Source organism: Pseudomonas sp. MF06569 (genome assembly GCF_059862735.1).
On record NZ_JCBCUZ010000050.1, the window covers coordinates 1 to 9,881 of the forward strand.

Annotated in this window: 14 protein-coding genes and 2 pseudogenes; 10 read left to right on the top strand and 6 right to left on the bottom strand. The window is 51.0% G+C overall.

From position 1 onward, the window contains the following. Positions 1–299: transposase (locus AC19YQ_RS24330; RefSeq protein WP_500596120.1), on the top strand; the 299-nt coding region annotated here is incomplete at its 5' end. A 380-nt stretch (positions 300–679) separates the two neighbouring features. Continuing rightward, positions 680–1,243, top strand: coding sequence for a recombinase family protein (locus AC19YQ_RS24335; protein ID WP_500596121.1), 564 nt, complete (start codon positions 680–682; stop codon positions 1,241–1,243). 35 nt (positions 1,244–1,278) lie between these two features. On the opposite strand, the gene AC19YQ_RS24340 is transcribed toward AC19YQ_RS24335, so the two are convergent. Both AC19YQ_RS24340 and AC19YQ_RS24345 read right to left on the bottom strand, forming a co-directional pair. After that, positions 1,279–1,611, bottom strand: coding sequence for a type II toxin-antitoxin system YafQ family toxin (locus AC19YQ_RS24340; RefSeq protein WP_095021494.1), 333 nt, complete (start codon positions 1,609–1,611; stop codon positions 1,279–1,281). Beyond that, positions 1,583–1,864, bottom strand: coding sequence for a type II toxin-antitoxin system RelB/DinJ family antitoxin (locus AC19YQ_RS24345; RefSeq protein ID WP_095021495.1), 282 nt, complete (start codon positions 1,862–1,864; stop codon positions 1,583–1,585). The genes AC19YQ_RS24340 and AC19YQ_RS24345 overlap by 29 nt, the downstream gene beginning before the upstream one ends. 255 nt (positions 1,865–2,119) lie before the next feature. Between AC19YQ_RS24345 and AC19YQ_RS24350 the strand changes: the two genes are divergently transcribed. From AC19YQ_RS24350 to AC19YQ_RS24360, 3 genes are read left to right on the top strand one after another with little or no spacing between them, the layout of a single operon-like run. Continuing rightward, entirely contained in the window at positions 2,120–2,437 is a 318-nt protein-coding gene (locus tag AC19YQ_RS24350; RefSeq protein ID WP_500596122.1) for a hypothetical protein, read from the top strand. Continuing rightward, the gene (locus tag AC19YQ_RS24355; protein WP_106118788.1) at positions 2,434–2,694 is read left to right on the top strand and encodes a hypothetical protein; all 261 of its coding nucleotides are present in this window, start codon (positions 2,434–2,436) and stop codon (positions 2,692–2,694) included. The genes AC19YQ_RS24350 and AC19YQ_RS24355 overlap by 4 nt, the downstream gene beginning before the upstream one ends. Continuing rightward, positions 2,691–2,939 (top strand): hypothetical protein, encoded by a 249-nt coding sequence (locus AC19YQ_RS24360; protein ID WP_094995328.1) that lies wholly within the window; start codon positions 2,691–2,693, stop codon positions 2,937–2,939. The genes AC19YQ_RS24355 and AC19YQ_RS24360 overlap by 4 nt, the downstream gene beginning before the upstream one ends. A gap of 31 nt (positions 2,940–2,970) precedes the next feature. Here AC19YQ_RS24360 and AC19YQ_RS24365 read toward each other — a convergent pair whose 3' ends face one another. Beyond that, the gene (locus AC19YQ_RS24365) at positions 2,971–3,390 is read right to left on the bottom strand and encodes a hypothetical protein (RefSeq protein ID WP_073510845.1); all 420 of its coding nucleotides are present in this window, start codon (positions 3,388–3,390) and stop codon (positions 2,971–2,973) included. Positions 3,391–4,980: 1,590 nt separating this feature from the next. Here AC19YQ_RS24365 and AC19YQ_RS24370 point away from each other — a divergent pair. Both AC19YQ_RS24370 and AC19YQ_RS24375 read left to right on the top strand, forming a co-directional pair. Continuing rightward, positions 4,981–5,421, top strand: coding sequence for a hypothetical protein (locus AC19YQ_RS24370; RefSeq protein WP_500596123.1), 441 nt, complete (start codon positions 4,981–4,983; stop codon positions 5,419–5,421). Between the two features lie 96 nt (positions 5,422–5,517). Next, on the top strand, positions 5,518–5,856 hold the full coding sequence (locus AC19YQ_RS24375) for a hypothetical protein (RefSeq protein WP_500596124.1): 339 nt from the start codon (positions 5,518–5,520) through the stop codon (positions 5,854–5,856). Between the two features lie 97 nt (positions 5,857–5,953). Here the strand turns inward: AC19YQ_RS24375 and AC19YQ_RS24380 are convergent, their stop codons facing one another. Together AC19YQ_RS24380 and AC19YQ_RS24385 are read right to left on the bottom strand one after the other, a co-directional pair. Further along, complete coding sequence (locus tag AC19YQ_RS24380; RefSeq protein WP_500596125.1) at positions 5,954–6,244, bottom strand: type II toxin-antitoxin system RelE/ParE family toxin; 291 nt, start codon at positions 6,242–6,244, stop codon at positions 5,954–5,956. Further along, positions 6,207–6,470, bottom strand: coding sequence for a CopG family ribbon-helix-helix protein (locus AC19YQ_RS24385; protein ID WP_500596126.1), 264 nt, complete (start codon positions 6,468–6,470; stop codon positions 6,207–6,209). Before AC19YQ_RS24385 ends, AC19YQ_RS24380 begins: the two co-directional genes overlap by 38 nt. A gap of 274 nt (positions 6,471–6,744) precedes the next feature. On the opposite strand from AC19YQ_RS24385, the gene AC19YQ_RS24390 reads away from it, so the two are divergent. Further along, positions 6,745–7,254 (top strand): hypothetical protein, encoded by a 510-nt coding sequence (locus AC19YQ_RS24390; protein WP_500596127.1) that lies wholly within the window; start codon positions 6,745–6,747, stop codon positions 7,252–7,254. Positions 7,255–7,597: 343 nt separating this feature from the next. Then, positions 7,598–8,623 carry an acyltransferase family protein gene (locus AC19YQ_RS24395; RefSeq protein ID WP_500596128.1) on the top strand — a complete coding sequence of 342 codons (1,026 nt, stop codon included), beginning with the start codon at positions 7,598–7,600 and terminating at the stop codon, positions 8,621–8,623. Between the two features lie 71 nt (positions 8,624–8,694). On the opposite strand, the pseudogene AC19YQ_RS24400 reads toward AC19YQ_RS24395, so the two are convergent. After that, positions 8,695–8,889: pseudogene (locus AC19YQ_RS24400) on the bottom strand (IS982 family transposase); the annotation flags it as partial. Positions 8,890–8,965: 76 nt separating this feature from the next. Between AC19YQ_RS24400 and AC19YQ_RS24405 the strand changes: the two are divergent. Continuing rightward, a pseudogene (locus AC19YQ_RS24405) lies at positions 8,966–9,881 on the top strand (IS3 family transposase); the annotation flags it as partial.

Genomic DNA, 9,881 nt, shown 5'->3' on the forward strand with positions numbered 1-9,881 from the left:
AGCCGACCACCATTCGCTGTGACAACGGCCCTGAATATATCAGCGGCAAGCTGGCTGCGTGGGCTGAAAAGCGTGGCATCCGTCTGAGCTTTATCCAGCCGGGCAAGCCGCAACAGAATGCCTACATCGAACGCTACAACCGTACAGTGCGTTATGACTGGCTATCGCATTATCTGTTTGATTCGATTGAGCAGGTTCAGGACTTCGCTACACGCTGGCTCTGGACGTACAATAATGAACGGCCAAACATGGCCTTGGGTGGTATCACGCCAAGACAGAAGTTGGCCATGGCGGCCTGACTCTACTTCTGAGCCCCGCTGAAAATGGGGGGATTACCTTGGACTTGTTCGCATGACAAGGCCGCAAAATACTCTGGCACAAGCTGCCCAGGCGTATAAAGTCCAGCCAAGCCCCGGCGAAGCCGGGGCTTGGCTATAATGTCCCCTGCTTCGTTTTACGCTTATGTAAATCAGATGCTCTGCAGGTTTATCCAGCGTTGAGGCGTCTCTGCCGGAATCGCGAGCAAGTCGTAGCCGCCACCTGGTAACACCTTATTCTGTCGCACAAGTCCTAAGTTATGCGACAAGCCCTGATCTGCCGAATTCGTTGGTTCGGAGTTGTCGCGTAAATCTGTCGCGAATGGTAATTTACCTGCGACAAGTTATGCGACAGGTGCTTCATGGAAAACGAAGGTCAGCAGATCGGATACGCTCGGGTTTCGACGCAAGGTCAGGATCTGGAGCAGCAACGGATTGCGCTAGGACAAAACGGGTGTCAGCGTATTTTCGAAGAGAAGGTCAGCGGGGCTAAGCAAGACCGTCCCGAACTGAGTCGGTTGCTCGATCATTTGCGACCAGGAGATGTGCTGACTGTGACGCGATTAGATCGCTTGGCCAGGTCAACGACCGACCTGCTTCACATTGCGGAGCGACTCAAAACCATAGGGGCAGGTCTGCGTTCACTTGCTGAGCCATGGGCCGACACCACCTCACCAGCTGGGCGCATGTTTTTAACGATCTTCGCCGGGATTGCTGACTTCGAGCGCTCCCTCATTGGCGAGCGTACCAGTGCTGGCCGAGCTGCCGCGAAAGCCAAAGGCGTTCGATTTGGGCCAAAGCCTGTTCTGACTCCTGAGCAGATAGCCCATGCGCGACGGTTGATCGATGAGGGTCAGTCAGTGGCCGAGGTTGCACGTCTTCTGGGTGTTCATCGCGCCACGCTATACCGTGCTTTACCTCAATAGCTAACGGGGCTTATGTGAAGCCCCCAGTGCCTTTACTACTCCTCGAAAAGGTCAGCGTGGGTTCCTGCTCGAACGAAGACGATTTGCTCTTGTTTGCTTTCAGCAGCTAGGCGGTAAATCAGCAGGAAATCTCCACCAACATGGCACTCCCGAAAGCCAACCCAGTTGCCTTTTAACGGATGGTCTAACCATTCAGGCGCTAAAGCTCCGTCATTGGAGACCAGCAGCATCATGACTTCCTTGAGCCGGTTAAGATCAAAACGACCGGAGCGGGAAAGTCGCTCCCAATCTTTTAGGAAGGTCTTCGCGTAGTCAGACACGCGAGGTAACGCCGCACGTTTACTCGCCGCTGTTTTTCTTGAGGTCATCGAACAGCTCGTCAATTGATTCAAAGCGCGCACTGTTAGTCCGCACGATCTCTTCCGCTTCGGCCATAGCCAAGCGGGTCTTCGCATTGGGAACTTTTAGTTCGAGCGGGAAAGCCTGATCAACCGCAATGCGGTGCAAAAAGATCCGCACGGCTTCGGACATACTCATGCCCATGTGGCCTAATGCAGCGTTGGCCTGAGCCTTGATGTCATCATCGATACGGACATGCAGCATGGATGTTTGGGTAGCCATAACGACCTCCTGGGTGAATAACACACAATGTATCTCAAATGAGATACATAGCAAGCAGTACCGATAGAATGAGAGGTCACGCCTACTCATTCCGGTCATCGCCGCTTATGTTCAAAAGGCCCCCATACTCAAGCCGAGCGTGGGGGCCTTTTTTGGTGGGCACGGAAACCATACCCACCTACACTGGTCTACCACACCCCCCGCCAATGGTTTTACGCACGGTGGGCCACTGACTCGGATAAGGACATCCCCGCTATGCCGCTACCCGTCACGCCATCTTATGAGCGCCGCTTGCGCGACCTGCGCTCACTATCCCCCGAGACTGCCGAACTGGCCGAGCGCATCGCCTTGGACCTAAAGCCTGAGCTGTTGAGCATTGCGTCCGACACCCTTGAGGCCCAGTTGCTGTATCTAATGCAGGAAGTGGCTCAACAACATATCCGCTGTGTGACACGGCTATGGGACTGGTTAAGCGCTGTGGCCAGCGCGGGAGCGTTACCCGTTAAACATGTGGCCTTTTTTGTGTATGACGCGGCTGCGCTAGGCGGCCCGCACGGCGTGGTGCCCGAATGAGCGGCCGTTACGGTAACGGCAGCGACCCCTTAGCCGCGATCAGTACGTCGCCTGAAGTGCTGGCCACCCTGCGCTTGCACCTGCGCACGATCGAACAAAGCGCTGACACCCTGCAGGTGCATCTGGCCAGCGAACGGGCGCAAGGGTTTGTCGAAGCGCTGGAAGTGCTCAAGGTGCTTAAGCCCGCCGAACTGGAAAGCCTGTACCTGATCATGGATGACGCCGCTCAGGCGCGCGTCACGGCGCTGCTGCTGTGATCGGTGACGGGATTCACGAAGACGCGCTGCAGCACCTGGTGCAACAGAACGCAGTCCGGGAGTTTGTCGCCGGCCGTGATACCACCCGTACCAAGTGGACGTTTTCGGTACGCCTCGGCGGGCCGCACTCGCGGCTGATTCCAGTACGGTCGAGGCGGGAGGTGATTCGTACCTGGGCCAGCCTGACGGCGGTGGGTCGCTTTGCCGAAAGGCTTGGTGTGCGAGGCTTTGCGGTGGAACTATGAAGTTTCGCGCCCGCGAAACTGGCCACGGCTTTTAGTTATCGAGAGCGTCGAGCAAATTTGCCCAAGTAGGGGCTTCCCCTGGCTTCGCGTTGTGAGGCAATGCAGGTTTAGGCTCGGGTTTATGCTCGATCAGCCGAAGTGATTGTTGCAGCTCTTGTATCTCTGCACGCAGCAATCGAACCTCTTCAACCAACGAGTGTAGGGCTGGGTGTAAGGCGTCCATTTCAGGTGTAGGGGAAGTGTAGGGCGAGGGTGTCGGGTCAAGTGTAGGGCGGTGTAGGGTGATCCCCTGTGGTTCGCCATAAACGCGGATCATTTCTGATAGGTCGATAACCTTTTGCCCTTTACCGTCTAGGCCAGCAGTTACGCGGCCTTTAGACACGGCCTCATGCAATGTTGAACGGTGTAAACCGTAGAGTTTTGCCATGCGGCCGATGGTTAATTTTGCCATGTAGGGCAGTGTCGGGTTCTGTCTGTAGGGTGCCCTACAGTCTACTGCTATTTATGAGACTTAACCGACCATTCCCTAACGCGGTCCGGTGGACCTTGTTGGCTACCGTGCTGGTAGGCAGCACAGCTGCCAGACCCACACGGCAGCTTGTGAAAGACACAGGGTTTGCGCTGGGCGAGCAAACGCAATATCTTTGGGTAATAGATACATAGCATTAAAACGAAAAAACCCTGCCAAGGCAGGGTTTCATTCGGGCCAGCGGCGACTGCAATCGCTCTGGCCAAGGTCTCGGGGAATCTCTGCTTTTCGGTGCGGGGAACGAGACCTGGTAAGCCAATTCTGTCGGGAAAACTCCCGTCTGTCCAGCTTCCAGCCTCCCCCGACACCTCTTCCCGACGCTTGGAATCAAGATGCTTTGGGCCCGGGAAGTAATAGCTGCCGATCAAGGGGATCTCTTCACGGCAGCCGGTATAGCCGGTTAGGTGCGACCCGCAAGGGCGAGAAGGCAATGGCAGGGCAGCGTAAAAACCCAACCACGGGCGCTGTCACTGTCCTAAAACCCACCAACCGCCAGACGCCGAAGAGGGCAGGGGGCGCAGTGGTAAACAATCCCCGAAAGTCTGGAACGCCTGTTGGGAGTGGGAGCCGGGTGGTCGCACCTGGAACAAAATCCTCACTGCGTGGAGTCATGCGAGACGCTTTTTTTAAAAGCCGATCGTAGGGGCTCCCACGCCAGTGGGAGCCATCAAGTGCGTCGCGCAGCCATCATTATTGCCGCCAGTGGGCGGCCTTAGACTGGCGTCAGCCATCATTGCTCGTGCTCTTGTCTCTCAGGGTTATTACCCGCTTTGGATCTTTCCCAGCGAGTGGGGGTCCCCCTTTAGGGGGTCGAGCTGGTGAGCGCGTAGCGCGAATGCTCTTGGCTTTTTGCCCTTTTGTACCTTTTCACCTTTATACCTCTCCTATTGGCGTTCTATTGCTGAAGCAATAGCCAACGCAATAGAACGACCAATAGAACGCCACATAGATAATCCAAGACAAAAGCAGAGCAACAGCGCGCCATCCCTACGGTCTGTCGTGGCCGCCCTGCGGGACGCCCAAACCTTCCGGGGGAGCGCCCCGTCAGGCTTTCAGGGTTCCGACTCGCTGCGCGAGCCTCCACCCTCTTTCCTCACCTGCGCCCTGAACGGGCTTGTCTCGAAAATTCACCCGCGTGCGCGCCCGGCAAAGCCGGACCAACCTGCATTCTGCCATTGCGCGACGTCTCGTTGCGGTCCTTCGTTCCTTTCTCGACTGCTCCATCGCGAATCCAGGTTGGTCCGGTTTCACCTGACGCGCACGCAAGCGGTGCGGCCGGATGCTGCGCACCCTGGTTTCGCCCTGGACGGGCTGCACCAGGGCAGAACGGAAAAATTTGGCCTGGGGGCCATTTTTCCTCACCCCCCTCGTGGGCTCGGGTGGCGTCTGTCCAGCTGTTTTCGCCGTCTTCGCCGGCGGTTTATCAGAGCGGCTAAGGCCGCTCTGGAAGCAGCTTTTAGCTGCCCAAAGCCTGCTGCGCTACCATGCGATTTTCGCCTGGGAGCAAAACTCATGCAGCGTTTAGCCAAACCGTCGGACTACGTCCGGCAAGACGTTCTTGGTCAATCGACCTACGTGCTTCCCTGGGAGCCGCGGCTATGTCCGGGAAATCCTGCGGACGATCCCGAGCTGGGTGCTCAGCTCTACAACGAATTTGCCTGCAACGCCGCCCAGGGCGTGACACCACGATCACCAGCTGAACAGATGGCCGACATCATCGGGTGGGTGATCGCCACGCCTGGAGAGTCTGCCCGTGGTTTGGCGGCTGACCTCGCGGCGACCTACCAGGGCAAGCATCAGTTTCGAATGGAGGATCTGCAGCATTGGGACGAGGAAACCAAGCCGCATCGAACGCGCCTGATTTTTCATAACAAGGATATTGCAGAGCTTTCGGCTCAGGTGATTATGGCTTTGCGTGCGCGGGCTGGTAGTCGAGAAGGCGCTAAATTTTAGCGGCTACTGCATGGGATACCGAAAGGCACCTGGTGATTTTCCTGGGAGACTATCATGGCGCTATAGTGGCCCACCCACAGTGCAAGGAGCAGATGTATGCGGTTTATAGCTAGCGCAGTAATTGTGATCCTTATTACAGGATGCTCCAGCCCAGAGATTGTACCGATGGGCCTAGATACCTACATGATTGCGAAAGATGGAAGCTTCACTACCTTCGGAGGCGGGACGGTAAAAGCAGAACTTTACAGAGAAGCGAGCGCCTATTGTAAAAGTAAGGGTAAGCAGTTATTGCCGATTAATGAATCAGCTCGTGATTCTGGATATGGTCGATATGCAAATGCCGAACTTCAGTTTCGTTGCCTTCAGGAGAGCGATTCAGAGCTTCGTAGGCCGACTATGGAAGCTATCCCCCAAATCAAGATCTCAGTGGAGTAATTTTCATAGGGTGTTCGCTAAATTCCCGAAACAAAAAAGCCCGCAAAGCGGGCTTTTGGGGAGAGACATTAGGGTGAGGCTGGAGTGTAGGGCAGCTTTACCAATCTTCTGAGCGCTCAGAGTGCTGATGGAGAATTCGGTATATCAGGATAGTGTCCCCCTTCAGCGTGTAAACCGCTCGATAGGGGTATTTCGAAATGATCAGTTCCCGGCAATCAGGAATATCTGAAGCCTTGCCAAGCTGAGGAAAGGTCTCCAATCGCGATAGGGCTTCTAACACCCGAAAAATGACGTCTTCGGCTTTTTCGGGACCTAGACGCGGATTGTAATGCTCGTAAATACCGTCAAGGTCACTTTCCGCCTTGCTGGTTAATGCGATTTTCGGCACGGGCCACCCACTTAGCCTTCACGGCATCCAAGTCGACTAGATTGCCTGCCTCTGCATCCGCAATGCCTTCAGCCACCGCTCGAAAATGCCAGGACTCTGACTCTACATAACGTGCCAAAGCACGCTTGAGATGGTACTGACGATCCCGAGCAGTAGCTTCAGCGAGCTGATCGAGCTGGTTGATTAGCTCTGATTCCACACGGAAAGACAAGACAGGCGAGGCCATTTTAAACGCTCCTAAAGACTTTGTCCACATCGTAGACAGTAGAGACTTGGTATACGGATTATTCCACTACCAGTTGAATATCGCAACCTGCAGCTAATCTTTTTTGAGCATTAGGGAATCGCGCGGCGGCCCTGCCCCCTCGGGTCGATCACTTGTGCACCAAATTGTCATCCTCATTCCATGCCACCCCTTCGCATCACTGCGACGTTGCTGGTACTGAGAGCGGTATGATCTGGGACCAAATGGTAAAAATTTCCTTAATGAGATGGACCTTATGAAAAAACTAGCAGTGTTACTCGTAATTTCATTAACAGCTGGTTGCGTGGGGACTAGTGGATTTGTCAAAGAGTCGGAGGCTGAAGGAAAACCGGTTGCCGTCACGGTTCTTTATCCAGGAGCAGCTAATTATGCGGGAGGGGTTGGTGTATCTATGGATTTCACAAATACGTCAGGGCGGGCGCTTAAGTACATGGAGTTTGGCCTTGTCCCATTCAACGCTGTAGGCGATGTAGTTGCATCTTCTATCGGTGGGAGAACGCTGGAAGTTGTCCAGTACACTGGCCCATACCAGCCTGGAGTTAGCACAGATGATTTCTCAGTAACCTTTGCTGGCGGTCCAGTAGGCTTTCAAAATGTTTGGTACAACGAAAGCATTCGTTGCGTAGAAATTCAGTCAGCAAGGGCCGTTTTTATGGATGGCACAACCCAGGTTTTTAAGGGAGCTGCGGCAAGTGAACTAGTAGCTCCGTCTGTTCGTAAAAACTGCGCAGCTGGCTCGTCATAAGATGCATTCGTGGTGTCGCTAAAAAACCACTAACTTGGCGGCTGGAAATCGTTACCTCGCCATGCAGGGGAAAAGGCCGCCGCCGAGTAAGCCGCCGCGCAATGAGTAATTATCGAAGGAACCCCACCATGTGCAATAGCCTGCTGCGCGCCCTGGTCAACGCTGACGCTGGCTTCGGTAAGACGCTGCTGAAGCACGCCAACGGCTAGGCTGAGCGCAAGGCCGATGCGCTGGCGTACCTTGCCGATGTGCGCGCGGGGTATGGCTGAGGGCACTGCGAATAACGGGTATTATGTTAATTTTAGGAAATCTTAAGATTACTTTTCATGTATTGAAATGTAGAATGGCTTCCATATTTTCGGGGGAGCATCTTGTGATTAATTATAGAGAAGGTTTTATAGATATAGCAAAGGGTATTAGCATTATATTAATGACAATAACTCATCTACAATTTGTTAAAAAATATAGTTTCATTGAATCTTTTAATTACGATTATTTGATTTTATTTAAAATGCCTATGTTTATTATAATATCCGGTTATCTTTTTAATACTAAAAAAAGATTAAATAATTTTACATTTTCAAAATTTGATTCACTTATTAAACCTGTCACTTCAGTTTTAGTTATTTTTTTCTTAATTTTATTAATACCTTATATATTAGGTTTAATTTCTTTTCATAATCCAATGAAAATTTTAGGCCTATTTACACCATTGTGGTTTGTATTTAGCTTATTTCTGTCATTGGTTTTATTTAGGTTTATCTTTTATGTTTTTGAAACCTATAAGATAAAAACAGCATTCTTTATTATCATATCATTATTAATAGTTCTAGCTTCTTTGAATGAGTTTGATGTCAGATACTCTATATTTAATTTATCTACCATTATATATTTTTTGATTTATCTTTCAATTGGCTATATAATAAAGAAATCTAATTTTTTTAGATATATAATTGATTACAAATCAACACTAATGTTAGTTATATTGTTTTCAACAATCATTATAACAAAGGATTTGTTTAATATAAAAATAAGAATGTTAAGTAATGTTTATGATCCATTTATATTTGCTTTAATATATTCACTTTGTGGAGCCATTATGGTTATATCAATTTCAAACCATATGGTTAAATATAATATAATTCAAAGTTTTTTACAAAAATGTGGTGAATGTAGCTTTTTTATACTTGCTTTTCATAGCATTATTGGAAATTTGTTTTTTAATAAGATTTTAAATTATTTCAATATAGACAATATTTTAGTCGATTTTTTTGTATTTTTATTAGTTATATATATGTGTGTCCTTTTGAGAGATATTTTTTATAGCATTAAATATACGCGGCTATTATTTTTCCCTAAACCAAAATAAGTTAAAAGATTCATTTTATCTATCTATCATCAAAGATAGTTAATTAACCCGAATCATGGATAAGCCTAGTTTCACATCGTTGTAAATTGAGGCTTATTCTGATGGCAGATTTGATAAGCACATAAGGATGCATAAATCCCAGCGAAATAACCTGAAATGGAACGATGACGACTGCTTAGTAGGTTGTATTGCGGCTTCAATAAGCTAAAGATTGTCTCTATTTTATTGCGCTGTCTCAGCATAAACTCATCCTCTAATGACAGTTCTGATGGTAATCCCCCCCTAAAAACCACGGTGCTCATAAGTAGAATTTTCCGTAAGCTGCACGCAGGGAGATTCTGCATGAGAAAATCACGTTTTACCGACAGCCAGATACTGGCCGTCCTGAAGCAGGCCGAGAACGGGGTTCCGGTGCCTGAGCTGTGCCGTGAGCACGGCATCAGCAGTGCGACCTTTTACAAGTGGCGATCCAAGTTTGGTGGCATGGATGCATCCATGATGGCCCGACTCAAGGAGCTTGAGGACGAGAACCGGCGCCTGAAGAAGATGTATGCCGAGGAGCGGCTCAAGGCCGAGATACTCAAGGAAGCCATTGAAAAAAAGTGGTGAAGCCGTCTCGCCGCCGTGAGATGGCGCAAAAGGCAGTCGCAGACAAAGCGGTCAGTATCCGGCTGGCGTGTTGTCTGTTCGGAATCAGTGAGACCTGCTACAGATACCAGGCCAGGCTGAGCGGCGAGAATGCCTTGATCGCCGACTGGCTGCTGCGTCTGACCGAGAATCAGCGCAACTGGGGCTTTGGTCTGTGCTTCCTGTATTTGCGTAATGTGAAGCGCTTTGGCTGGAACCACAAACGCGTCTACCGCATTTACCGAGAGCTGGAGTTGAATCTACGGATCAAGCCCAGGAAACGGTTGATGCGTGAGAAGCCTGAGCCTCTGGCTGTGCCCGCCACGGTCAATGAGTGTTGGTCAATGGACTTCATGCATGATCAGCTTGGTGATGGGCGCAGTTACCGCCTGTTCAATGTGCTGGATGACTTCAACCGCGAAGGACTGGGTATCGAAGTGGATCTGTCGCTGCCAGCAGAGCGGGTCATCAGGTCACTGGATCAAATCATTGAGTGGCGGGGCAAGCCGACCACCATTCGCTGTGACAACGGCCCTGAATATATCAGCGGCAAGCTGGCTGCGTGGGCTGAAAAGCGTGGCATCCGTCTGAGCTTTATCCAGCCGGGCAAGCCGCAACAGAATGCCTACAT

Excerpts from the sequence above, each read along its gene's own strand:
- AC19YQ_RS24335 (WP_500596121.1), top strand. The coding sequence starts at position 680 with ATGGAAAACGAAGGTCAGCAGATCGGATACGCTCGGGTTTCGACGCAA.
- AC19YQ_RS24340 (WP_095021494.1), bottom strand. The coding sequence starts at position 1,611 with ATGACCTCAAGAAAAACAGCGGCGAGTAAACGTGCGGCGTTACCTCGC.
- AC19YQ_RS24345 (WP_095021495.1), bottom strand. The coding sequence starts at position 1,864 with ATGGCTACCCAAACATCCATGCTGCATGTCCGTATCGATGATGACATC.
- AC19YQ_RS24350 (WP_500596122.1), top strand. The coding sequence starts at position 2,120 with ATGCCGCTACCCGTCACGCCATCTTATGAGCGCCGCTTGCGCGACCTG.
- AC19YQ_RS24355 (WP_106118788.1), top strand. The coding sequence starts at position 2,434 with ATGAGCGGCCGTTACGGTAACGGCAGCGACCCCTTAGCCGCGATCAGT.
- AC19YQ_RS24365 (WP_073510845.1), bottom strand. The coding sequence starts at position 3,390 with ATGGCAAAATTAACCATCGGCCGCATGGCAAAACTCTACGGTTTACAC.
- AC19YQ_RS24370 (WP_500596123.1), top strand. The coding sequence starts at position 4,981 with ATGCAGCGTTTAGCCAAACCGTCGGACTACGTCCGGCAAGACGTTCTT.
- AC19YQ_RS24375 (WP_500596124.1), top strand. The coding sequence starts at position 5,518 with ATGCGGTTTATAGCTAGCGCAGTAATTGTGATCCTTATTACAGGATGC.
- AC19YQ_RS24385 (WP_500596126.1), bottom strand. The coding sequence starts at position 6,470 with ATGGCCTCGCCTGTCTTGTCTTTCCGTGTGGAATCAGAGCTAATCAAC.
- AC19YQ_RS24390 (WP_500596127.1), top strand. The coding sequence starts at position 6,745 with ATGAAAAAACTAGCAGTGTTACTCGTAATTTCATTAACAGCTGGTTGC.
- AC19YQ_RS24395 (WP_500596128.1), top strand. The coding sequence starts at position 7,598 with ATGGCTTCCATATTTTCGGGGGAGCATCTTGTGATTAATTATAGAGAA.